23 protein-coding genes are annotated in these 23,334 nt (G+C 41.8%); 21 read left to right on the plus strand and 2 right to left on the minus strand.

All coding sequences use genetic code 11. From position 1 onward, the window contains the following. Positions 1-4 precede the first annotated feature (4 nt). A complete protein-coding gene (locus J9537_RS07565) occupies positions 5-436 on the plus strand; it encodes an EbsA family protein (RefSeq protein ID WP_218255468.1) in 432 nt (143 codons plus the stop codon). A 9-nt stretch (positions 437-445) separates the two neighbouring features. On the opposite strand, the gene J9537_RS07570 is transcribed toward J9537_RS07565, so the two are convergent. Then, the gene (locus J9537_RS07570) at positions 446-646 is read right to left on the minus strand and encodes a cold-shock protein (protein ID WP_010744813.1); all 201 of its coding nucleotides are present in this window, start codon (positions 644-646) and stop codon (positions 446-448) included. Positions 647-820: 174 nt separating this feature from the next. On the opposite strand from J9537_RS07570, the gene J9537_RS07575 reads away from it, so the two are divergent. After that, positions 821-2,494, plus strand: a complete 1,674-nt coding sequence (locus tag J9537_RS07575) for a formate--tetrahydrofolate ligase (RefSeq protein WP_218255470.1) — start codon at positions 821-823, stop codon at positions 2,492-2,494. 29 nt (positions 2,495-2,523) lie between these two features. Here J9537_RS07575 and J9537_RS07580 read toward each other — a convergent pair whose 3' ends face one another. Further along, positions 2,524-3,408 carry a LysR family transcriptional regulator gene (locus tag J9537_RS07580; protein WP_218255471.1) on the minus strand — a complete coding sequence of 295 codons (885 nt, stop codon included), beginning with the start codon at positions 3,406-3,408 and terminating at the stop codon, positions 2,524-2,526. Positions 3,409-3,540: 132 nt separating this feature from the next. Here J9537_RS07580 and J9537_RS20595 point away from each other — a divergent pair, with 132 nt between their 5' ends. The 19 genes from J9537_RS20595 (at position 3,541) to J9537_RS07670 (ending at position 23,314) form a co-directional block, all read left to right on the plus strand. Further along, the gene (locus tag J9537_RS20595; protein WP_245001244.1) at positions 3,541-4,062 is read left to right on the plus strand and encodes a Gfo/Idh/MocA family protein; all 522 of its coding nucleotides are present in this window, start codon (positions 3,541-3,543) and stop codon (positions 4,060-4,062) included. Next, positions 4,059-4,715, plus strand: coding sequence for a Gfo/Idh/MocA family oxidoreductase (locus J9537_RS20600; protein ID WP_245001245.1), 657 nt, complete (start codon positions 4,059-4,061; stop codon positions 4,713-4,715). The genes J9537_RS20595 and J9537_RS20600 overlap by 4 nt, the downstream gene beginning before the upstream one ends. A 209-nt stretch (positions 4,716-4,924) precedes the next feature. After that, positions 4,925-5,956 carry an N-acetyl-gamma-glutamyl-phosphate reductase gene (argC, locus tag J9537_RS07590; protein ID WP_010744817.1) on the plus strand — a complete coding sequence of 344 codons (1,032 nt, stop codon included), beginning with the start codon at positions 4,925-4,927 and terminating at the stop codon, positions 5,954-5,956. Positions 5,957-5,978: 22 nt separating this feature from the next. Beyond that, complete coding sequence (gene argJ, locus J9537_RS07595) at positions 5,979-7,172, plus strand: bifunctional glutamate N-acetyltransferase/amino-acid acetyltransferase ArgJ (protein WP_218255473.1); 1,194 nt, start codon at positions 5,979-5,981, stop codon at positions 7,170-7,172. Between the two features lie 32 nt (positions 7,173-7,204). Next, positions 7,205-7,954, plus strand: coding sequence for an acetylglutamate kinase (argB, locus tag J9537_RS07600; protein ID WP_218255475.1), 750 nt, complete (start codon positions 7,205-7,207; stop codon positions 7,952-7,954). Then, positions 7,951-9,102, plus strand: coding sequence for an acetylornithine transaminase (locus J9537_RS07605; RefSeq protein ID WP_218255477.1), 1,152 nt, complete (start codon positions 7,951-7,953; stop codon positions 9,100-9,102). Before argB ends, J9537_RS07605 begins: the two co-directional genes overlap by 4 nt. Before the next feature lie 359 nt (positions 9,103-9,461). Next, on the plus strand, positions 9,462-9,848 hold the full coding sequence (locus J9537_RS07610; protein ID WP_218255478.1) for a hypothetical protein: 387 nt from the start codon (positions 9,462-9,464) through the stop codon (positions 9,846-9,848). Between the two features lie 45 nt (positions 9,849-9,893). After that, the gene (locus tag J9537_RS07615; protein WP_218255480.1) at positions 9,894-10,445 is read left to right on the plus strand and encodes a DUF2922 domain-containing protein; all 552 of its coding nucleotides are present in this window, start codon (positions 9,894-9,896) and stop codon (positions 10,443-10,445) included. Between the two features lie 266 nt (positions 10,446-10,711). Further along, positions 10,712-11,413, plus strand: coding sequence for a CBS domain-containing protein (locus tag J9537_RS07620; protein WP_010744823.1), 702 nt, complete (start codon positions 10,712-10,714; stop codon positions 11,411-11,413). 2 nt (positions 11,414-11,415) lie between these two features. Continuing rightward, the gene (gene lspA / locus J9537_RS07625; protein WP_218255482.1) at positions 11,416-11,877 is read left to right on the plus strand and encodes a signal peptidase II; all 462 of its coding nucleotides are present in this window, start codon (positions 11,416-11,418) and stop codon (positions 11,875-11,877) included. Continuing rightward, positions 11,870-12,778, plus strand: a complete 909-nt coding sequence (locus J9537_RS07630) for an RluA family pseudouridine synthase (RefSeq protein WP_218255484.1) — start codon at positions 11,870-11,872, stop codon at positions 12,776-12,778. The genes lspA and J9537_RS07630 overlap by 8 nt, the downstream gene beginning before the upstream one ends. A gap of 364 nt (positions 12,779-13,142) precedes the next feature. After that, positions 13,143-13,685 (plus strand): bifunctional pyr operon transcriptional regulator/uracil phosphoribosyltransferase PyrR, encoded by a 543-nt coding sequence (gene pyrR, locus J9537_RS07635; RefSeq protein ID WP_010744826.1) that lies wholly within the window; start codon positions 13,143-13,145, stop codon positions 13,683-13,685. Between the two features lie 32 nt (positions 13,686-13,717). Next, positions 13,718-14,989, plus strand: coding sequence for a solute carrier family 23 protein (locus tag J9537_RS07640; protein WP_218255486.1), 1,272 nt, complete (start codon positions 13,718-13,720; stop codon positions 14,987-14,989). A gap of 89 nt (positions 14,990-15,078) precedes the next feature. Then, positions 15,079-16,005 carry an aspartate carbamoyltransferase catalytic subunit gene (locus J9537_RS07645; protein WP_218255488.1) on the plus strand — a complete coding sequence of 309 codons (927 nt, stop codon included), beginning with the start codon at positions 15,079-15,081 and terminating at the stop codon, positions 16,003-16,005. Between the two features lie 13 nt (positions 16,006-16,018). After that, complete coding sequence (locus J9537_RS07650) at positions 16,019-17,299, plus strand: dihydroorotase (protein WP_218255490.1); 1,281 nt, start codon at positions 16,019-16,021, stop codon at positions 17,297-17,299. A 4-nt stretch (positions 17,300-17,303) separates the two neighbouring features. Beyond that, positions 17,304-18,383, plus strand: coding sequence for a carbamoyl phosphate synthase small subunit (locus J9537_RS07655; protein ID WP_010744830.1), 1,080 nt, complete (start codon positions 17,304-17,306; stop codon positions 18,381-18,383). Continuing rightward, on the plus strand, positions 18,384-21,566 hold the full coding sequence (gene carB / locus J9537_RS07660) for a carbamoyl-phosphate synthase large subunit (protein ID WP_218255492.1): 3,183 nt from the start codon (positions 18,384-18,386) through the stop codon (positions 21,564-21,566). Positions 21,567-21,599: 33 nt separating this feature from the next. Then, complete coding sequence (locus J9537_RS07665; RefSeq protein ID WP_425333179.1) at positions 21,600-22,388, plus strand: dihydroorotate dehydrogenase electron transfer subunit; 789 nt, start codon at positions 21,600-21,602, stop codon at positions 22,386-22,388. Next, a complete protein-coding gene (locus tag J9537_RS07670) occupies positions 22,388-23,314 on the plus strand; it encodes a dihydroorotate dehydrogenase (RefSeq protein WP_218255496.1) in 927 nt (308 codons plus the stop codon). The genes J9537_RS07665 and J9537_RS07670 overlap by 1 nt, the downstream gene beginning before the upstream one ends. Positions 23,315-23,334 lie beyond the last annotated feature (20 nt).

Here is a 23,334-nt window from a genome sequence, read left to right on the forward strand (position 1 = left end):
ATGAATGGAGAAAAAACGCTATTTTTGGCAACCGGAACTATCGATCAGTATCATCTATTGGTCGGTGACCTTTATCATTCTTTTTTATGGTTTAATCTTGACATTAGAAAAGACACATCCCTACTTGCAGGGAAATATCGTTATTGGTATCGCCGTCTTGAGTGGTGTGGTTGGTCTCCATCGCTATTTAGTTTTAGAAGAGACGGGAATAAAGGTAAGGTACTCTAGACTTTGGAGACGAGAAACACTTCTTAAAGAACACATTGATTATTTAGCCCTTTGTAAAGATGGAATCATTATTCAACGGAAGGGACTAAGTGGAGCAACGTTTCATTTTGCAATGAGAAAAAAAAGAAGAGACGCTTTTTTGAAAGATTTTGCTGCATTTTATCCTGAAATTGACATCAAAGAAAACGAAAAGATCAGTCATGACTGATCTTTTCGTTTATTTCTTTTTTACATGAGCCGCTTGCATCCCGCGAGCGCCTTCTACAATTACAAACGTTACTTCGTCACCAGGGTCCAAACTTTTGAATCCATCTTCCTCAATAGCGGTGAAATGCACAAAAACTTCTTGATTTTCTTCATAGGTAATAAAGCCATACCCCTTTTTTTCATCAAACCATTTAACAATGCCATTATTCATTACACAACACCCCTTTGCAATTGCTGGTTTTATTATACGTGATGGGAACAAAAATTGCGAATCAATAAGATTACCGAATCTAAGTGATGTTTTTCTCAGGATAATTCGTTATAATAAGAAGGAACGAATAAAAAAGTGTGTTTTTCTGAATAACGTTCGGGAAAGGGAGTTTTTATGAAAACGGATATTGAAATATCTCAAGCGACGACTTTAGCGCCTATTACGGAGGTCGCAGAAAAAATCAACTTATCATTTGATGATCTGGAATTACACGGCAAGTATAAAGCAAAAATTGAATTTGATGCTTTAGAACGGATGAAAAAAAATCCAGAAGGAAAATTGATTCTTGTAACGTCTATTAATCCAACTCCGGCAGGCGAAGGCAAATCAACTGTGACTATCGGTTTAGGGGATGCACTAAATAAAATCGGAAAGAAAACAGTGATTGCCCTACGTGAGCCTTCATTAGGGCCCGTTATGGGAATCAAGGGAGGCGCAACTGGCGGCGGCTATGCGCAAGTGTTGCCGATGGAAGACATCAATCTCCATTTTACAGGAGACATGCACGCGATCACGACAGCTAATAATGCATTATCGGCGTTGCTTGATAACCACATTCATCAAGGAAATGATTTGAACATTGATGCACGTCGAGTGATCTGGAAACGTGTCGTTGATCTAAATGATCGTGAACTTCGTCATATTACTGTAGGTTTAGGTGGACCAATCAACGGGGTTCCTCGTGAAGATGGTTTTGATATCACCGTAGCAAGTGAAATTATGGCCATTTTATGTCTTGCAACAGATATCGAAGATCTCAAACGTCGCCTATCCAATATCGTAGTTGCCTACACGTTTGATCGTGAGCCAGTGACAGTGGGTGACCTGAAGGTAGAAGGAGCGTTGGCATTGGTACTTAAAGACGCGATTAAACCAAACTTGGTTCAAACAATCTATCAAACACCAGCTTTTGTACATGGTGGCCCCTTCGCTAATATTGCTCACGGCTGCAACAGTATTTTAGCTACAAGAGCTGCTTTACATTGTGGAGAATATGTGGTGACAGAAGCAGGCTTCGGCGCTGATCTTGGTGGTGAAAAGTTCTTAGATATCAAGGTGCCAAGCTTAGGAAAAGCACCAGATGCCGTAGTCATCGTTGCAACTATTCGTGCCTTGAAAATGCACGGAGGCGTTGCAAAAACGGATTTAAGTGCTGAAAATCTTGATGCCTTAAAAGTCGGGTTTAGCAATCTTGCTAAGCACATTCGCAATATGCGTAAATACGGCTTACCAGTTGTTGTGGCAATCAATGAATTTGTTAGTGATACAGAAAAGGAAATCACACTGTTGAAAGAACTTTGTGAGCAGGAAGATGTTAAAGTTGAATTGGCTAGTGTTTGGGAAAAAGGACCGGATGGCGGGATTGATTTGGCCAAAACGTTAGTCGATACAATTGCCAACGAAGAAAATGACTTTCATTCAATCTTCAGCAGAGAACACGATGACCTAACAGAAAAAGTTGAGACAATCGTCCGTGAAATTTATGGTGGAAATGAAGTTATCTATAGTAAAAAGGCACAACAACAATTAGCAACCTTTAAAAAATATGGGTGGGATCGTTTGCCTGTTTGCATGGCAAAAACTCAATATTCTTTATCAGATGATCCAAGCAAATTGGGTGCACCGATTGATTTCGATGTGACGATTCGTGAGTTCGTACCAAAAATTGGAGCCGGTTTTGTAGTAGCTTTAACCGGAGACGTGATGACTATGCCTGGATTGCCGAAAAAACCAGCGGCTCTAAATATGAATGTCGATGAAAAAGGCAATGCAATCGGCCTGTTTTAACGATACAAAAGACTGAATCATACAACGATTCAGTCTTTTTTTTCTTGGAAATCTTTTGTCTTTAAGAAATGAAGGAAGGTATTGGCTGCTTGATTAAGTCGAATACCTTTTTTCTCCGCCAAATAGACCGGTCTCACAAGGGGAACTGTAAATCTTAAGACACTAATATCAAAATGAGACATTAACTCATTGTAGGGAAGGATCGCAGCACCAAACCCAACCGATACGAGACCAGCCTGCGATTGATCTTCTTCAACGTGGCAAGCTGTAACAAGTGGGATTTTTTGTTGACGAAATAAGTTCTCAATATAAAAAGTCTTGTCTCTCGTTAAAACCATAGGGACATTCGCCAATTCAGCAAAATCGATACACTCTTTTTGTGCTAGTGGGTGGTCATTTGCGACAATCGCTACCAGCTCTTGGTCAAAAAGATGGGTAAATGCTATCTCTGGTTGATCCTTTAAATAGGAACAAAGAGCATGATCACAAATTTCGTTATGTAGAAAACGAATCAGACGTGGGGTATTTCCTTGCCAGAATCTAAATTGGAACTGCTGATTGGCCTCGATATTTCGGAATGCTTGTAAAATATTCGGGACAATCTCTGGACCTATAGAAAAAATAAATCCTAAATCAATGGTTCCATGTAAAGGGTCAACAAAGTCTAGAATTTCATTCATGCCTTTGTCTAAGGTTTCTAGAGATTGCTTCACTCGCGGATAGTACATTCTTCCTGCTTTAGAAAGCCTGACATTTCTTCCCACAGGTTCGAACAAGGGAACGGCAAGCTCTTCTTCCAAGCGATGAATAATTCGGCTTAAGGAGGGTTGAGCGATTCCAAATTCCTCCGATACTTGACCGTAATGCTCGACTTCTGCTAAGCGGCAGAATATTTCTAAGTGATGAGTATTCATGCACTGCCTCCAACTGTTTCTATATTTACTGTAATCATACCACTTTTGTTATGAATATTTAGAATGAAAGCGATTGTTTCTGATTGTTTTTCTTCCTATAGTAATAGTAACAAAAGTCGAAAGGGGTATAAAATGAAAAAAGTGTGTATCGCCATTATCGGAGCAGGATTCGCTGGAAACTTTCATACCAATTCTTATTCAAAGGTTAGCGGGGTAGACTTAAAAATTAAATATGTTTATGATAATGACCGTGCAAAAGCGCAAGAACTTTGCGATAAATGGCCTATCATTGAACAAGTAGCAGACACGTATGAGGAAATACTTGCTGATCCAGAAGTGGAAGCAATTGATATCATCACACCGCCAGTTACACACGTAGCACTTGCGTATCAGGCTGTAGTAGCGAACAAACATGTCATCTGTGAAAAGCCGTTAACAGGCTATTTTGGCGAAGAGGGCGATGAGAAACCGATTGGACTAAAAGTACCTAAAGAAAAAATGTATCAAAGTGTGCTAAAGGAAATCGAAGAATTTAAAACGAAATTTGAGGCATCCGATCGTTTATTCATGTATGCTGAAAACTATGTATATTCACCAAATATCTTACATTCTGCTAAGATCCTTGAGGAGAAAAAAGCAGAATTATGTATATGAAGGGGGAAGAAAGCATTCGCTCTTCTACATCCCCTGCCTCTGCATACTGGAAGTTAGCCGGCGGTGGTTCATTGATCCGATTAGGCAGCCATCCAATTGGCGGCATGCTGTTTCTTAAGCAGGTGGAAGCGAAAGCCCATGGAGAGGAAATTAAAATCCAAAGCGTAACTGCAGAAACTGGACGCTTAGCGCCAAATCTGAATCCCCATGATAAACGTTACTTTCCGGCAAATTCTGTCGATACTGAAGATTTCGCAAGTGTGGTCATTACCTTTAGTGATGGAACAAAAGCGATCTCTATCTCAAATGATAACACCTTGGGCGGCGTGAAAAACTACGTAGAAGTTTACACAAACGATAGTGCTTTAATCAACAACATTACACCTGCGGACAATCTATCCACTTACTTCTTAGATGAAGATGGCTTAGAGGATGTTTATATTTCAGAAATGTTGACTGAAAAAACAGGCTGGAATAAAGTCTTTGTTGCTGAAGATGTATTACGAGGATACTTAAATCAGTTCCAAGATTTTGTTGAAGCGATCGCCTATAATCGTCAGCCTTTATCTGATTTAGACTTGGCTTACGATACAATCAAAGTGATCTATGCGGCTTATCAATCTGCCGAAGAAGGAAGAAGAATCGATTTTTAGAAAAATAATCAACACGCTATGGGGCATTGACAGACAAATCAATGCTCCATAGCGTGTTTTTGCATAAAATGAGCAAAACGTGCATAATATTTCGTATATACGGATGTTTATTTATAAAAAACCATTGACTTGTATAAGTACTACACGTATAATCATCAGAAATAGTAGTTTTCTATTCGTATTATTATACATTTTCAAGGAGGGTTCGTATGAAAGTTTCGATAATAGGAGTGACTGGATATAGTGGAATAGAACTAGTTCGTCTTTTGTTGCAGCATCCTAAAGTAACAATTGTCTCTATTCATAGTCATTCTCAGAACGGTCAGCAAATAAATGACTATCTGCCACACCTAAAGCAATTATTAGACCTTCCTTTAGAACCGATCGATCCAGCAGATATTATGAAGCGAGCAGAACTGGTCTTTTTTGCCACTCCATCAGGTATTTCAAAGGAAATTGCAACCGCATTTGTTGATGCGGATTTCCCCGTGATTGATTTATCGGGTGATTTTCGCTTAAAAGGCGAAGGTCAATATGAGAAATGGTATAAAAATACAGGTGCTCCCGTTGATATTCTAAAGAATTCTCATTACGGATTAGCTGATTTTTATTCAAAACCGAGCTCTACTTTGATTGCAAATCCTGGTTGTTATGCTACTGGTGCCTTATTATCATTAGCACCGCTAGTAGAGCAAAAGATGATTGAAACAGACTCGATCATTGTTGATGCAAAGTCTGGACTGTCTGGAGCAGGAAAGAATCTATCTGAGTCTACACATTTCGTGAATGCAAATGAGAATATGACTTTGTATAAGATGAATAGTCATCAACATATACCAGAAATTATGCAGCAATTACAAAGGTGGGATGAGAACATTCCCGCCATCCAATTTTCGACCTCATTGATTCCTGTGACCCGAGGGATATTCATCACCAGTTATGCTAGAAGCAAGAAAAAGTTGACGCAAACGGAGTTATGGGAAAATTATCAAACTTTTTATCAAGATATGCCATTTATTCGTGTACAGAATAAAAATGTTTATCCTAATTTGCGTCAAGTTATCGGATCAAACTTCTGTGACATCGGCGTCGCCTATAACGAGGTGACCAGCATCATCACAGTAGTAACGGTATTAGACAATTTAGTAAAGGGAGCTGCTGGACAGGCGGTTCATAATTTGAATCATTTAGCAGGCTGGCCGGAGACAACCGGTTTGAACCTTGTACCTATTTATCCATAAAAAAAGTCGGAGTGTGAAGAGTATGCAAATCATTGATGGAACAATCGCCAGCCCGAAAGGATTTAAGGCAACTGGCTTACATGCAGGATTAAAAAAAGAAAAAAAAGATTTAGGTGTTATTTTCTCTGAAGTACCAGCTAACGCAGCGGCTGTTTATACCACCAATCAAGTAAAAGCTGCACCAATCTTTGTTACAAAAGAAGCAATGACGGATCAAAAGATTCAAGCAGTCGTTGTAAATTCGGGGATTGCTAATGCATGTACGGGAACACTCGGCTTAGAAAATGCGAAAGAAATGCAAGCTCTCACGGGTTTACATTTAGGTGTTTCGCAAGAAAATGTTGCTGTAGCTTCTACCGGGGTTATTGGTAAACAGCTGCCGATGGAAACGATTGAAGCTGGAATTCGTCAGATTGATTTGCAGAATCAAGCACCATATGCGTTTCATGAAGCCATTTTAACCACGGATACAGCAACTAAGGAAATCGTGGTAACTGATGAAATTAACGGTCAAACAGTAACGATGGCCGGAGTAGCAAAGGGATCAGGCATGATCCATCCAAATATGGCGACGATGTTAGCTTTTATTACAACAGACGCTCAAATTTCAGAAACTCTGCTACAGGAAATGTTAGCTGACAAAACAGAAACCACGTTTAATCAAATTACAGTAGACGGTGACACGTCTACCAATGACATGGTTCTTCTTTTAGCCAATGGGCTAGCAGAAAATCCGGTGATCGAAAAGAATACCGAAGCCTATAAAAAATTTCTTGAGATGTTCCAATTGGTCAGCGAAACATTAGCCAAGATGATTGCAAAAGATGGTGAGGGAGCGACCAAATTGATCGAAGTCCAAGTCGTTGGCGCCCTTAATGAAACAGAGGCAAGACTAGTCGCAAAAAAAGTCGTTGGCTCAAGTTTAGTAAAGACCGCGATGTTCGGCGAAGATCCTAATTGGGGACGAATCATTTGCGCTGTAGGATATGCGGGGTCCCATACAGATCCAGAAAAAATCGATATGTGGATTGGAGATCAGCAATTATTGAAGCACAGTCAGCCTCAGGAATTTGATGAAATCACGATGAAACAAACACTTGAGAAAGAAAAAATATGTATCATTGTTGATTTGAATATCGGTGAGCAAAGCGGAAAAGCTTGGGGATGCGATTTGACATATAAATATGTCGAAGTGAACGCATTGTATCACACGTAAGAAAAGCAAGACAAATGAAGGAGCGAAAAACTATGGGAAAAATCGTGGTTAAAATAGGCGGTGTTGCCAGTGATAATTTAACAAAAAATTTCTTCGAACAAATTGAAGCTTGGCAGTCTGAGGGGCATGAGGTGATTATGGTTCATGGCGGTGGTTATTATATCACTGAAATGATGGACCGTTTGAATATTCCAGTCACAATCAAAGACGGTCTGCGTGTGACGACAGAGCAGGCGTTAAAGATTACTCAAATGGTGTTGATTGGACAGGTGCAGCCGACCATTACGACCTTATTTCAGCAACAAGGATTTGCGACAATTGGGCTTAACGCTTCCAGTGATAATATGATTCAAGGAACGTTTATTGATCAAGAGAAGTTAGGTTATGTTGGAAAGATTACAGAAGTGAATCCCACGGCCATCGAAAGTGTGCTGCATAAAAATTATATTCCCATCATTGCCCCGCTAGGAATGACTTCTTGTGGACAATGGCTAAATGTCAATGCGGATGATACTGCTTGTAAGATTGCTGAAGCAGTAGAAGCTGAAGCGTTGTATTTATTGACGGATGTTCCAGGAGTGAAACAGGAGGGAGAATGGCTTGAAAACATTTCTTGCTCCGAGGTCGAGCACCTAAAAAGCGAGAAAGTCATCACTGGAGGAATGATTCCTAAATTAGATAGTGCTATCTCAGCTTTAGAAAACGGTGTAGCGGAGGTTCATATCACCAACTGTATTGAAAAGGCAGGAACAATCATCACAAAGGAGGAGGTTTTTGCATGAGCCACTTATTTCCCAACTATGCCCGTGATGAGATTGACTTAGTCGACGGCTCTGGCAGTTATGTTTTCGATCAGAATGGCGAGAAATATTTAGACTTTATGAGCGGAATAGCTGTCAGTAATCTAGGGCATAAGAATCCTAAAGTGATGGCCGCCATTACTCAACAAGCAGAAAAAATATGGCACAGTTCAAACTTATATACCAGCAGCTTACAAGAAAAAGTGGCAGAAAAACTGACAATGGGCAAAGACTATCTCGCTTTTTTTTGCAATAGCGGAACTGAAGCAAACGAAGCGGCAATCAAATTAGCCAGAAAAGCCACAGGTCGCTCGAAAATCTTGAGCTTTGAGCAATCTTTTCATGGGCGCACATATGGCGCTTTGAGTGCTACCGGACAGCCGGCATTGCAGGCGGGCTTTTTCCCTATCGTTGAGGGGTTTGAGTATCTTCCCTATAATCAGCTCGAACCGTTGAAGCAGCAACTAAATGAACAGGTTGCGGCGGTAATGCTAGAAGTGATTCAAGGCGAAGGCGGCATTATCCCTGCCGAAAAGGAATGGCTGCAAGCAGTAGCGCAATTGTGCAAGGAAAATGGCAGTCTATTGATTATTGATGAGATTCAAACCGGAATGGGGAGAACAGGAACCTTTTTCGCCTTTGAAGATTATCAAATCGAACCAGATATCATCACGATTGCGAAGGCGTTGGCTAATGGGATTCCCGTCGGTGCGATGCTTGGAAAAGCAACACTAGCTGACGCCTTTGGACCAGGAACACACGGAACGACCTTTGGCGGCAATAATCTGGCCATGAATGTTGCTGACTGCGTTGTGAGTGAGATTAATCAACCAGAATTTCTTGCTTCAGTAGCAGAAAAGGGTAGCTATCTAATGAGAGAACTTTCAAAGCTATTAGATACGTCAGAAAAAGTTCTAGATGTACGTGGAAAAGGCTTGATGGTTGGAATCGAGTTAGATTCACCAGAAACCTTGCAGCAAACAGTACAAGAATTAAAAAAGCAACACTTATTAGCAATCAAAGCAGGAAAAAATGTATTGCGGTTGTTACCGCCGCTAACTATCAGTCAACAAGAGCTGAAGGATGGTATCGAGATTATTCAGTCTGTACTAAATAAAAATAACGGATAGCACCAATTAATATCTACTGTTCACTCATTTTCGTTCATATAAAATCGTTGATAGCCATCAAATTAGAAAGAAAAGTCTTAGGAATTTTGTTATTCTTGAGGCTTTTTTGACTTTTAATGCTCAGTACATGGGAAGTCAATACATTTTTGAGGATTTTTTGTATTGCCCATATCCTTAATCTATCAACGATTCTAACGTAAAAATTACTATACTTAAATAATTATTAATTTTTAGGAATTAATTTTTTGAAGAAAAAGAGGTAAAGTAGCTTTGTAAATAACTACTCTGATTTTAAAAAGACTATTATCCAGCATTTAAGCTGTTTTATATAAATAAATTGATGGAAAGGAGGAACTCATGTGGAAAAAGTAAAATTATTAAGCTGCCATCAAGTCTACACATTAAAACGGAAAACCTTAGAAAAAAGAATCAAAACTTACTATTATCAAACCCGGGATGAGCAAGATACGATTCAATTTTTGATAGCGCTTCAAGTAAGAGATGAACTTGGAAAAGAGGATTTCCGTTTTGTATTAAGGGATCTTGTTAGAAAAATCTTTCTTGAGAGTAAACCGACACGTGCTCTGCGCAGCTACTATATTTTTTTCAAGGACTATTTTACATTAAAGGAGTGGCGCGTTCTTTCGATTCGACTCTTTCCAGTTAAAACATTTGTCAAAGAGAAGATCGAAAAATTGTATACGCGGTTTTTCAAAATGCCTTTGAAGGGATTAGTCGGTTCATGACAGTTTAAGTGATTCAAAAATACGTAAATGGAGGGAGGAATAGACATGCATAGATTAGCGGCTACATTTAAAAATAGCAACGGTAAGAATCATCGCTGGAGTTTAAAAAATCCAAATCTGGATAAATCACCAGAAGAAATCAAAAAGTCTTTAGAAAAATTGACCGTGCTAACGGTTTTTGATAAGGAAGATGCTGAACTGTTTGAAAATGTGGTCACTGCAAAATTTGTCGAAAAAATCGAAACGGTTATTTTTGATAAAACAACAGAAACACAGCAGGAGCCGATGGAAAGGACTGAAGAACTCAATGCAGTTCCATCCCCGACGACACTTAACCTGCCAGAAGATTTAATCATTTCAGAGGAAACCATCGAATCCGGTCTTTTTATGCGTTCAATTGAAATGCCTCAGGGAATCGATCCCTTTAAGCTGGAGGAAGAGCAATTATTAGCCGTCATCTCTTCGGTTATTCCAGACGATGCTATTTTAAAGGATGCTGGAATTGATGATCAGACCAATCCTGCAAAAATTGTTTTGATTCTTCAATTGAAAGACGACATAGATGAAGCCGATCGAGTAAAACAACCACCAGACTAAATAATCTATAAATAAAGTGTTTACTCTGTCGAAGTGAACACTTGATAAAGAAAAAATAAATAAACGTTGAGTCCGTATAAAAGACGGGCTATTTGTCGTGTTTTCAAGTCTTGTCTAGTAAAGCTTTCTTTAATCATCAGAACGACCAGTACGCGTTTCATATTACCTCAGGCTTTTCATCCCGCTTTTTTTCACTTATACTGAAGCTATCGGATTTTTACTAAAGTTAAGAAAAGGTGTATTCTTTCAAAACAAGGAGAGACGGAATGGGAGAACGAGCAGATATTTTTTTAAGTGCATTTAATCGGATTGAGAAGGAATTGAAACGTCAGTTGGGGAATCCCGTTAACATGAGTTTCAGTGAAGCCGTGCGCCGTCTATCAAAACGCCATGATAATTTGATTGGAGACAGTGAAAATGATTTGCTCCAATTGGCACAGTTGAGAAATGCAATCGTCCATGATCAAGTCGCGGACGATTTTGTAATCGCGGAACCTAATGAGTGGGCGGTTGATCGGATTAAAAAAATTGAGGAGCAGCTACTAAGGCCAGAAAAAGTGCTGCCTCGCTTTGGTAAAAAGGTTACTGGCTTTGAACGTGATTTGCCATTAGTCGAACTGATGAAGATCATTACAGAGAAGCGGTTTTCTCAATTTCCCGTCTATGATTCAGGAAAATTCATGGGCTTGATCACTCTGCGTACCATCGGGTTCTATTTCGCTCAAGCAAGTTTGAATGGTTCTGTCAGTCTTAAGGGGTTAGTAGCCGAAGATTTATTGTTGGCAAACGGAAAACGGGCGAATTTTAAGTTTATTGCTGGAGATACAACGGTATCTGAAGCGGAGAAAATGTTTCAAACAGAAGCGGTTCTAGAAGCGCTTCTAATTACGAAAAACGGCAATTCAGATGGAAATCTGCTGGGGATTATCCGTCCAAGAGATATTTTTAGTCAAGAAGGGGAGCAATAGTTTTGTTAGGCATTTACTTACTTATTAGTGCGGGAATCGTCGCACTGGATCAATGGTTCAAATGGTGGATCGTCAACCAATACAATTTTGGCGATAGCCAAACCATTATTCCAAATATTTTATCACTGACGCACATTCGGAATACGGGTGGTGCCTTTAGCTTATTTGAAGGACAGCAAATCTTTTTTATCATCATTACTATAGTGGCAGTGGTTGCTGTTGTTTATTATTTAGTAAAGCATCTGCATGAGAGCAAGTGGTTGACTTTAGGCTTAAGTTTCTTTTTGGCCGGTGCCATTGGAAACTTCATTGATCGCTTTCGTTTGGGGTATGTCGTAGATATGTTTCGGTTAGATTTTATTAACTTTCCGATCTTTAATATCGCTGACATGGCTTTGGTAGCGGGAGTAATCATGATCTTTATTTATATTCTATTAGATGAGAGAGACAAGAAAAATGGATAATCAAATTGAAATAATCGTAAAAAATGAAACAGGTCGAATCGATAAGGTTTTAAATGATCGCTTAGCAGACTATTCTCGTTCACAAATTCAGCAATGGATCAAGGAACAGCATGTATCAATTGATGGAAAAGTGATCAAGGCAAACTATAAGGTTAATGCTGGGGATAAAATCTTGATCGAGATTCCAGAACCGGAAGAACTGGATCTCGTGCCAGAAAATCTTGAGTTAGATATCGTTTATGAAGACGAGGATGTGGTCATCGTAAACAAACCTCAAGGCATGGTGGTTCATCCGTCTGCTGGACATTCTCAAGGAACTTTGGTCAACGGCTTATTGTATCAAATTAAAAATCTGTCTACTATCAACGATGTGGTTCGACCGGGGATCGTGCACCGCATTGATAAGGACACTTCCGGATTGCTGATGGTAGCAAAAAATGACCAAGCCCACGAAGCGTTAGCGAAGCAGCTCAAGGATAAGACCTCTTTGCGGAAATACGTGGCGCTGGTTCATGGTGAGATTCCTCATGAAAAAGGTCGAATTGAAGCACCGATCGGCCGCTCAAAGGTCAATCGTAAGATGCAGGCAGTGATCGAAGATGGAAAACCAGCGGTGACACATTTTGAAGTATTGAAGCGTTTTGAAGGGTATACCTTGATCGAGCTGCAGCTTGAAACTGGGCGAACGCATCAAATCAGAGTACACATGCAATACATTGGTTATCCAGTAGCAGGCGATCCATTGTATGGACCGAAAAAAACATTAAAGGGAAACGGTCAGTTTCTTCACGCGAAATTACTAGGCTTTGAACATCCGACAACTGGTGAAATGATGGTCTTTGAAGCACCGTTACCAGAGATCTTCAAAAAAACTTTGAAGCAGTTGAAAGAAAAAGATTGATTTCTTAATTAAGGAATAGTATAGTGTCTTTAGCAAGAAATAAATAACTTAATATTGATCCTTTAAGAGTAGTCCCGTGAGGCTAAGAAGGAAGTAGATAGTGGTTTGGACTAGGTGCGCCTAGGTGAACACTATCATTTTGACGAAGTCGATAACATTCCTCCTACCTAACTACGGGTAGGAGTTTTTTTATTGTAAAAATAGGATGTTAATTCACCTTTTACTTCTTCAAGAGGAACGCCAGTTTTTAGAAGCTGAGCTGATCCTCCGAGTAGACATTTTAGTTGAAGGGTATACGACATTCGAATTGAACTAGTTTTTCCTGAAAAATGATTTCATTTAAAACGAATAAGGAGGAGACAGGATGTATAAAAAAGAGGTAGTAGATGAGGTAACAATGAAACGAGCGTTAACTCGAATCACTTACGAAATCATCGAAAGAAATAAAGGGGTTCAGGATATTGTCTTGATCGGGATTAAAACACGCGGTATCTTCATCGCTCAACGAATCGCAGAACGCCTAAAACAATTAGAACACATCGAGGTACCGGTGGGAGAATTAGATATCACTTTGTATCGTGATGACGTGAAGGTATCAGAAGCGGAACCGGAGTTACATTCTTCAGACATTCCATTCTCGATCGAAGGAAAAGAAGTGATCTTAGTTGACGATGTATTGTTCACCGGCAGAACGATTCGTGCAGCGCTAGATGCTGTGATTGACTTAGGTCGTCCTAACCGCATCTCTTTAGCAGTCTTAGTAGACCGCGGGCATCGTGAACTACCGATCCGTGCAGACTACGTTGGGAAAAATATCCCGACGGCCTTAACAGAAGAAATCGTCGTTGAAATGGAAGAAAACGATGGACAAGATCGCATCTTGATTCAAAAAGAAGACGAAAAATAATCACTGTTTAGACACTAGAAAGAGGAAGTTTCATGGCAGAGTTTCACAATGATGACGTTGTTTTAGATATTCACGACCGCCCAAGTGCAGGTCACTGGGTCGGATTAAGTATTCAACATTTATTCACGATGTTCGGCGCGACCGTTTTAGTACCGATTCTAGTCGGCATTAATCCAAGTATCGCTTTAGTAAGTTCAGGTTTAGGAACCTTGGTATACCTGACTGTTACAAAGGGGAAAATACCCGCCTATCTAGGAAGCAGCTTCGCTTTTATCGCGGCGATGAAGCTATTGATGAAGAGCGATGGCTACCCAGCAGTTGCGCAAGGCGCACTGACCTGCGGTTTGGTTTACTTAATTGTTTCCTTCATTATTCGAAAGATCGGCTCTGGCTGGTTGGATAAAATCTTACCGCCGATTGTCGTTGGACCAGTGGTTATGGTCATCGGGCTAGGTTTAGCCAGTAACGCGGCTCAAAATGCAATGTATAACAATGGTGAGTACAGCTTTAAATATGTAATGGTTGCTTTGATTACCTTGGCTTTAACGATATTCTTCAACATGTTCTTCACTGGTTTCTTAGGACTGATTCCTATCTTACTGGGGATCATCGGCGGCTATGTCACAGCCATGATATTCGGCATCATCGACTATCAACCAATTATTGATGCTAAATGGCTGGCGATGCCTGCTTTCAGCGTGCCATTTGTCAGCTACCAGCCAAAACTGTACGTTAACGCGATCACCACCATGGCGCCGATTGCTTTTGTAACGATGACAGAACACATTGGACACTTAATGGTATTGAATAAACTAACGAAACGAAACTTTTTCGAAGATCCTGGATTGGATCGGACATTAATGGGCGACGGCTTGGCTCAAATCGTTGCCGGCTTTGTCGGCGGACCACCTGTAACTAGTTACGGTGAAAATATCGGCGTACTTGCTATCACACGGGTTCACAGCGTGTTCGTTATCGGCGGCGCAGCGGTCTTCGCAGTCTTGCTAGGCTTTGTAGGTAAGCTAAGTGCGTTAATTCTAAGTATTCCTGGGCCAGTAATCTCTGGCATCAGCTTCATCTTGTTCGGCGTAATTGCTGCCAGTGGTCTAAAAATTCTAATCGAAAACAAAATCGATTTTGACCGCAAAAAGAATCTGTTGATTGCTTCAACCATTCTAGTTATCGGTATCGGCGGATTGGTTTTTGAAGCAGGAACGTTTACTTTATCAGCGATGGCCTTAGCGACTGTCTTAGGTATCATCCTGAATCTGATCTTGCCCGAGAAAGCACGTAGTGAAAAATAATAGGAATTGATTGACCCTCATGCATTGCACGGGAAATCAATGAGATACAACTAAAAAACAAGCGAACGTTTTGAATAGGAGGAAATTTCATGATCATCCAGTCTGAAGAAATTAGTCTGAAGCATTTATTGACAGTCGAAGCATTGACCGATCAAGAAGTGATGGGACTCATTCGAAGAGCGCAGCAATTCAAGCAAGGGGCGCGATGGACGCCGTACAAGGACCAATATTTTGTCTCTAATCTTTTCTTTGAAAACAGTACCCGGACCCATAAGAGCTTTGAAGTCGCTGAGAAAAAACTCGGACTAGATGTAATTGACTTTGACGCCAAAACTAGCTCGGTTCAAAAGGGTGAAACCTTGTACGACACTGTCTTGACGATGTCTGCTTTAGGGGTGGATGTGGCAGTCATCCGACATGGGGATGAAAACTACTATGATGAATTAATCCAAAGTAAAACGATCCAATGCTCGATTGTAAACGGTGGAGACGGCAGCGGACAGCATCCAACACAATGTCTGCTCGACCTAATGACAATTTATCAGGAGTTTGGACGTTTTGCCGGATTGAAGGTGGCGATCGCAGGAGATATCACGCACTCGCGAGTTGCTAAATCAAATATGCAAATGTTGAAGCGACTTGGCGCAGAAGTTTTCTTCTCTGGTCCGGAGGAGTGGTATGACGAAAGCTTCGACGTTTACGGCACTTATCGTCCATTGGATGAGCTTGTACCAGAAGTCGATGTCATGATGCTTTTGCGTGTACAGCACGAACGGCATGACGGTCAGGAAAGTTTCTCGAAAGAAGAGTATCACGAGAAGTACGGCTTGACGATCCAACGAGGCAAGCAGCTCAAGGAGAAAGCCATCATCATGCATCCCGCACCAGTGAATCGCGATGTGGAAATTGCAGATAGTTTAGTTGAAAGCTTACAGTCACGAATCGTACCACAAATGACCAATGGCGTATTTATTCGGATGGCAATTTTAGAAGCAGTACTAAGAGGAAAATCGTAAAGGGGCAGATAAAATGAAAACATTAATTAAAAATGGCAAGATCGTAACAAAAGACAATCAAACAATGGCCTGCGATCTTTGGCTGGAAGATGGGATTATCGCTGGAATCGGGAAAGATTTTTCGAACATCACGTTTGATCAAACATACGACGCAAACAATCAGTTGATTACACCAGGTTTAGTTGATGTTCATGTCCATTTAAGAGAACCCGGCTTTACTTATAAAGAAACAATCAAGGATGGTTCAAAAGCAGCGGCTCGCGGCGGCTATACTACCGTTTGCGCAATGCCTAACCTTAACCCAGTTCCTGATACAGTAGAAAAGTTTAACGATGTAAAAGCAATCATTGAAAAGGATGCTGTGGTAAAAGTTCACCAATACGCTCCGATTACAGAAGAGCTTCGCAGCGAGACCTTGACCGATCAAAAAGGTCTGAAAGCCGCAGGGGCCTTCGCCTTTACCAATGACGGAGTGGGTGTACAGACAGCAGGAACCATGTATCTAGCAATGAAGGAAGCAGCAGAAAACAATATGGCATTGGTTGCCCACACAGAAGATGAATCCTTATTATTCGGCGGGGTAATGCACAAAGGAGAAATCAGTGAGAAGCTGGATCTACCTGGTATCTTAAGTGCAACAGAGTCCTCACAAATCGCAAGAGATTTGATCCTAGCGGAAGAAACAGGTGTTCATTATCACGTGTGTCACGTATCTACGAAAGAAAGTGTTCGTGTGATCCGAGATGCAAAAAAAGCTGGCGTACATGTGACCGCTGAAGTATCTCCACATCATTTGATCTTAGTCGATGAAAATATCCCTGAGGATCACGGGTATTGGAAGATGAATCCGCCACTGCGGGGAGTTGAAGACCGTGAAGCTTTGATTGAAGGACTGCTTGATGGAACCATTGATTGCATCGCCACGGATCATGCCCCACACGGCTTTGAAGAAAAGAACCAAAGCTTTTTGAAATCGCCATTCGGGATCGTCGGCAGTGAGACAGCTTTCCAATTGATTTACACTCACTTTGTTGAAACAGGACGCTTTACATTAGAACAAGTGATTGATTGGATGGCAGTTAAGCCTGCGGAAATCTTCGGATTAGCTGTTGGCACCTTAAATATCGGTCAGCCAGCGGATATCGCGGTATTTGATCTAAATCATGAAGAAAAAATTGATGATAAAAAATTTGCATCACTAGGAGTGAATACACCTTTCACTGGCTGGTCAGTCAAGGGTGCGACACTGATGACCTTCGTGGATGGTCAGTTGGTATACAACAAGGAGGACTAAAACGTTGAAAAGACTTTTAATTTTAGAAGATGGCACGGTATTTGAAGGGGAAGGCTTTGGCGCTGAAGCGAATGTCGTAGGTGAAGTTGTCTTCACAACAAGTATGACAGGCTATCAGGAAACCATTACCGATCAAAGTTTCAATGGACAAATTATCACATTCACCTATCCAATGGTGGGAAATTACGGAGTCAATCGTGATGACTATGAGTCAATTGCGCCGACCTGTAAGGGCGTAATCGTTAAAGAGCATGCACGATTAGCTAGCAACTGGCGGAATCAAATGACTCTTGATGAATTTTTGAAACGTAAAGGCATTCCTGGTATTGCCGGGATCGATACACGAGCTTTAACAAAAAAATTACGCAGTGTGGGAACAATGAAAGGCAGTATCGTAGACCCAGCCGATCAATTCGAGCACTCCTTTGATCAACTAAAAGCGACCGTCTTACCGACCAATCAGGTTGCACAAGTCTCAACAGTGACGCCTTATCCCAGCCCAGGTGTTGGACGCAATGTAGTAGTCATTGACTTCGGTCTAAAACATAGTATCCTGCGGGAACTATCACGTCGCGAATGTAATTTGACGGTGATGCCTTACAACACGGATGCGCAAACAATCTTGGATCTTTGTCCTGACGGTGTCATGCTGACGAATGGCCCTGGCGATCCAAAAGATGTTCCAGAGGCAATCGAAATGATCAAGCAAATTCAAGGAAAGGTTCCGATCTTTGGCATCTGTCTTGGTCACCAGCTGTTCTCATTAGCAAATGGCGCGGATACTTACAAGATGAAATTTGGCCATCGCGGATTGAATCATCCAGTACGAGAAATCGCAACAGGACGAATCGACTTCACCTCACAGAACCATGGTTTTGCAGTCGATGAAGCAACGATCGATCCAGAGAAATTAATGGTTACACACGTAGAGGTCAATGATGGAACCATTGAAGGTGTTCGACACCGCAATTATCCAGCTTTCAGCGTGCAGTATCATCCAGACGCTGCACCAGGTCCTCATGATGGGGTTCACCTATTTGACGAATTTATGGAAATGATGGATGCATGGAAGGAGCAAGCATAAATGCCAAAACGTACAGATATTAAAAAGATCATGGTGATCGGTTCTGGACCGATCGTGATCGGACAAGCCGCGGAATTTGATTACGCCGGCACACAAGCTTGCTTAGCGTTAAAAGAGGAAGGCTATGAAGTTGTCTTAGTGAATTCAAACCCTGCGACGATCATGACCGACCAAGAAATCGCGGATACCGTTTATATCGAGCCCATTACTTTAGAATTTGTTTCCCGCATCCTGCGCAAGGAACTGCCAGATGCGATTCTGCCAACACTTGGCGGACAAACAGGCTTGAACATGGCGATGGAATTAGCCGATTCAGGCATTTTAGATGAATTGAAGATCGAATTACTAGGAACAAAATTATCGGCAATTGATCAAGCGGAAGATCGCGACTTGTTCAAACAGCTGATGGAAGAATTGAACCAGCCAATTCCTGAATCTGAGATTGTCAACACAGTCGAAGAGGCAGTGGCATTCGCCAATACGATCGGCTATCCGATCATCGTGCGTCCAGCCTTTACTTTAGGCGGAACCGGCGGCGGTATGTGCGACAATGAAGAAGAACTTCGGACAGTCGCTGAAAATGGCTTAAAACTTTCCCCAGCCACTCAATGCTTGATTGAAAAATCAATCGCTGGCTTTAAAGAAATTGAATACGAAGTAATGAGAGACTCCGCAGATAATGCAATCGTCGTTTGTAATATGGAAAACTTCGACCCAGTGGGGGTTCATACTGGTGATTCGATCGTCTTTGCACCAAGTCAAACCTTGTCGGATTATGAATATCAAATGCTGCGAGATGCGTCATTATCGATCATTCGCGCATTGAAAATCGAAGGCGGCTGTAACGTGCAGCTAGCGCTCGATCCACATAGCTTCAACTATTATGTCATCGAAGTGAACCCGCGGGTTTCTCGTTCATCTGCTTTAGCAAGTAAAGCCACCGGTTATCCAATCGCGAAGCTTGCGGCAAAAATCGCGGTAGGCTTGACTTTGGATGAAATGAAAAATCCAGTAACTGAAACGACCTACGCAGAATTCGAACCAGCATTAGATTACGTAGTTGCAAAGATTCCTCGCTGGCCTTTCGATAAGTTCGAAAGCGGCGAACGAGTGCTCGGTACACAAATGAAAGCCACAGGGGAAGTCATGGCGATCGGTCGTAACATTGAAGAATCCTTGTTGAAGGCTGTTCGTTCATTGGAAATCGGAACCTATCACGCGGAATTACCAGAATTAAGCGACGTTACCGACGATGAGTTGACAGAAAAAATGGTGAAAGCCCAGGATGATCGACTGTTCTACTTAACCGAAGCAATTCGCCGCGGCTATTCCATCGAAGAAATCAATGAGCTGACTAAAGTTGATTTGTTCTTCTTAGACAAACTGCTCCATGTGGTTGAGCTTGAAACGGCATTAGCGAAAAATAAGAAGGACATAGACCTGCTGAAGCAAGCAAAACAAAATGGCTTTGCCGATGTGAAAATCGCCCAGCTTTGGAACATGACTGCGACAGAAGTTCGCGATTTCCGAATCGCTGAAAAGATTGTTCCAGTGTATAAAATGGTTGATACCTGTGCAGCTGAGTTTGAATCACAAACGCCTTACTTCTACAGCACATACGAGTTCGAAAATGAAAGTGTTCGTTCGGATAAGGAATCAGTCCTAGTTCTAGGATCAGGTCCCATTCGAATCGGACAAGGAGTGGAGTTTGATTACGCGACAGTCCATTCAGTAAAAGCCATTCAAGCAGCTGGCTACGAAGCGATCATTATGAACAGCAACCCTGAGACAGTTTCAACAGATTTCTCAGTTTCAGACAAGCTGTACTTCGAACCCTTGACGCTAGAAGACGTAATGAATGTTGTGGAGTTGGAGCAGCCAATTGGTGTTATCGTCCAATTTGGCGGACAAACGGCGATTAACTTAGCAGAGCCGCTCGTAAACAACGGTGTCAAAATTCTAGGGACAACTATCGAGGACTTGGACCGAGCAGAAGACCGAGATCAATTCGAGCAAGTTCTTCAAAGCTTATCAATTCCTCAGCCGCCAGGTGACACGGCGACAAGTGCTGAAGAAGCAGTGAAGATCGCTGAAAAAATCGGCTACCCAGTTTTAGTACGTCCAAGCTATGTACTAGGTGGACGAGCAATGGAAATCGTTGAGAATCAATCAGACTTAGAAGATTACATGGCGAATGCTGTGAAAGCCTCACCTGAGCACCCAGTTTTAGTGGATCGCTACTTAATCGGAAAAGAATGTGAAGTCGATGCGATTTGTGACGGTGAAACGGTTCTGATTCCAGGGATTATGGAACATATCGAACGTGCTGGGGTTCACTCTGGCGATTCAATGGCCGTCTATCCACCGCAAACTTTTTCAGATGAGTTGAAGGCGACCATCGAAGATTATACTCGTCGTCTAGCACTTGGTATGAACTGTATCGGTATGATGAATATTCAATTCGTCATCCACAACGATGAAGTCTTTGTGATCGAAGTGAATCCGCGTGCTAGCCGTACAGTACCATTCTTAAGTAAAATTACAAATATTCCGATGGCTCAAATCGCAACGAAAGCCATCCTTGGTCAAAGCTTGAAGGAATTAGGCTATCAAGACGGATTGTATCCTGAAAGCGAGATGGTACATGTCAAAGCACCAGTCTTCAGCTTCACGAAATTACAGAAGGTTGATACTTACTTAGGACCTGAAATGAAGTCCACTGGTGAAGTCATGGGAACTGATCGAAGTTTGGCAAAAGCTCTTTATAAAGCTTTTGCTGCGGCAGGCTTACACTTACCTGATTTCGGCGCTGTCTTATTTACAGTAGCGGACGAAAACAAAGAAGAGGCCTTAGACTTAGCGAAACGCTTCAAAGATGTGGGCTATAGCTTAAGTGCTACCGCAGGCACCGCTAAATTCTTAGAAGAAAATGGTTTAAACGCAAAAACAATCGCCAAAATTTCCGAATCAGACGAAAACAATGTCATTGATTTGATTCGCAGCGGTGAAGCACAGGTTGTAATCAATACCATGGATAAAAATCGCCAAAACGCGTCAGAAGACGGCTTTATCATTCGTCGTGAGGCCGTTGAGCATGGCGTACCGTTGTTCACCTCACTAGACACAGCGGACGCAATTTTACGAGTGATGGAATCACGGGCGTTTTCAATTCAAGAAATTTAATTTTTGCAGAGTGAAGCACGCTTCACTCTGTCGATTTATAGGGAGGCCGTTATGAAGCAGGAAATGATGACGATTGTTCGTCAACAAGAGTTAGCACCGAGAATCTATGAGTTGGTTTTAGCTGGAGAATTGGTTCAGCAAATGACTATGCCAGGGCAGTTCTTGCATATTCGTGTACCGAGAAGTGATTTGTTATTACGTCGCCCAATCAGCATCAATCAATATGATCAAGAAGCGGGAACCTGTACGATCATTTATCGTGTTGAAGGCGATGGAACGAAATATTTTGCTGAAATGTCGGCTGGAGAAAAGCTAGATGTCATGGGGCCATTAGGTCATGGCTTTGAGATCGACGAGCTGAAGGCCGGGGATACAGCATTCGTTGTCGGTGGAGGGATTGGCGTTCCACCTTTGTATCAGCTTTCTAAAGAGTTAAAAGCAAAAGGCGTGAAGGTGGTACACTTTCTAGGTTTTGGTACACAAGAAGTCGTTTATTATGACGAGGAATTTCAGCTGCTTGGTGAGACACACTTTTCAACGGATGACGGAACCTTTGGTGTTCAGGGGAATGTTGGAAATCTTTTAATGGCAGAGTCTAAGCAGCCAGATGCTGTCTTTGCCTGTGGAAATAACGGCTTGTTAAAAACAGTGGAACAATTATATTCAAACGTCGGAAATGTACAACTTTCGCTAGAATCTCGTATGGCCTGTGGGATGGGCGCATGCTACGCGTGTGTCTGTCATGTACCTGAAGATGAAAATAAAAGTGTCAAAGTATGTGAAGACGGTCCCGTTTTCCAAGCAGGGGAGGTCATCTTTTAATGAGTATTGGAGTCAAATTACCAGGACTAGACTTGAAAAATCCAATCATGCCGGCAAGCGGCTGCTTTGGATTCGGTAAAGAGTATGCAGATTATTACGATTTGAATCAATTAGGCGCCATCATGATCAAGGCAACCACGCCCAAAGAACGCTTTGGAAACGCGACACCTCGAGTTGCAGAAACACCAAGCGGCATGTTGAATGCTATTGGTCTGCAAAATCCTGGCATGGAGGTCGTGCTGAAGGATATTTTACCGAGTTTGGAAAAATACCAAGAGCTGCCAATCATTGCAAATGTAGCAGGTGCTTGTGAAGAGGACTATGTTGAGGTGTGCGCCAAAATCGGTGATGCTCCTAACGTCAAAGCGATCGAATTAAATATTTCTTGTCCAAATGTTAAACACGGAGGGATTGCTTTTGGAACAGATCCAGAAGTGGCTTATCGTTTAACGAAGGCAGTTAAAGAAGTGGCGACGGTTCCGGTTTATGTCAAGCTAAGTCCAAATGTTACAGATATCGTACCTATTGCAAAGGCGATTGAAAAAGGCGGAGCAGATGGCTTTACTATGATCAATACGTTATTGGGTATGCGCATTGATCTAAAAACTCGTCAGCCAATTTTGGCGAATCGGACGGGTGGCTTGTCAGGTCCTGCAATCAAACCTGTAGCGATCCGCCTGATTAATCAAGTGGCCGCAGTCAGCGAGTTGCCGATCATCGGAATGGGCGGTGTTCAAACAGTGGATGATGTGCTGGAAATGTTTATGGCAGGTGCTAGTGCGGTCGCAGTTGGAACTGCTAACTTTACTGACCCATATATTTGCCCGAAACTAATCGAAGAGTTGCCAATCCGTATGGCGGAGCTGGGAATTGAATCCTTAGAGCAGCTAAGACAAGAAGTTGCCAGTTCAACTTTTCGCGGTTAACATAGAGCGAAATCCAACGA

It is taken from the genome of Enterococcus raffinosus (assembly GCF_019175485.1).
GTDB lineage: Bacteria > Bacillota > Bacilli > Lactobacillales > Enterococcaceae > Enterococcus_A > Enterococcus_A raffinosus.

Coding starts and splice junctions, on each gene's coding strand:
- J9537_RS07565 (WP_218255468.1), top strand. CDS start 5: ATGGAGAAAAAACGCTATTTTTGGCAACCGGAACTATCGATCAGTATC.
- J9537_RS07570 (WP_010744813.1), bottom strand. CDS start 646: ATGAATAATGGCATTGTTAAATGGTTTGATGAAAAAAAGGGGTATGGC.
- J9537_RS07575 (WP_218255470.1), top strand. CDS start 821: ATGAAAACGGATATTGAAATATCTCAAGCGACGACTTTAGCGCCTATT.
- J9537_RS07580 (WP_218255471.1), bottom strand. CDS start 3,408: ATGAATACTCATCACTTAGAAATATTCTGCCGCTTAGCAGAAGTCGAG.
- J9537_RS20595 (WP_245001244.1), top strand. CDS start 3,541: ATGAAAAAAGTGTGTATCGCCATTATCGGAGCAGGATTCGCTGGAAAC.
- J9537_RS20600 (WP_245001245.1), top strand. CDS start 4,059: ATGAAGGGGGAAGAAAGCATTCGCTCTTCTACATCCCCTGCCTCTGCA.
- argC (WP_010744817.1), top strand. CDS start 4,925: ATGAAAGTTTCGATAATAGGAGTGACTGGATATAGTGGAATAGAACTA.
- argJ (WP_218255473.1), top strand. CDS start 5,979: ATGCAAATCATTGATGGAACAATCGCCAGCCCGAAAGGATTTAAGGCA.
- argB (WP_218255475.1), top strand. CDS start 7,205: ATGGGAAAAATCGTGGTTAAAATAGGCGGTGTTGCCAGTGATAATTTA.
- J9537_RS07605 (WP_218255477.1), top strand. CDS start 7,951: ATGAGCCACTTATTTCCCAACTATGCCCGTGATGAGATTGACTTAGTC.
- J9537_RS07615 (WP_218255480.1), top strand. CDS start 9,894: ATGCATAGATTAGCGGCTACATTTAAAAATAGCAACGGTAAGAATCAT.
- J9537_RS07620 (WP_010744823.1), top strand. CDS start 10,712: ATGGGAGAACGAGCAGATATTTTTTTAAGTGCATTTAATCGGATTGAG.
- J9537_RS07630 (WP_218255484.1), top strand. CDS start 11,870: ATGGATAATCAAATTGAAATAATCGTAAAAAATGAAACAGGTCGAATC.
- pyrR (WP_010744826.1), top strand. CDS start 13,143: ATGTATAAAAAAGAGGTAGTAGATGAGGTAACAATGAAACGAGCGTTA.
- J9537_RS07640 (WP_218255486.1), top strand. CDS start 13,718: ATGGCAGAGTTTCACAATGATGACGTTGTTTTAGATATTCACGACCGC.
- J9537_RS07645 (WP_218255488.1), top strand. CDS start 15,079: ATGATCATCCAGTCTGAAGAAATTAGTCTGAAGCATTTATTGACAGTC.
- J9537_RS07650 (WP_218255490.1), top strand. CDS start 16,019: ATGAAAACATTAATTAAAAATGGCAAGATCGTAACAAAAGACAATCAA.
- carB (WP_218255492.1), top strand. CDS start 18,384: ATGCCAAAACGTACAGATATTAAAAAGATCATGGTGATCGGTTCTGGA.
- J9537_RS07670 (WP_218255496.1), top strand. CDS start 22,388: ATGAGTATTGGAGTCAAATTACCAGGACTAGACTTGAAAAATCCAATC.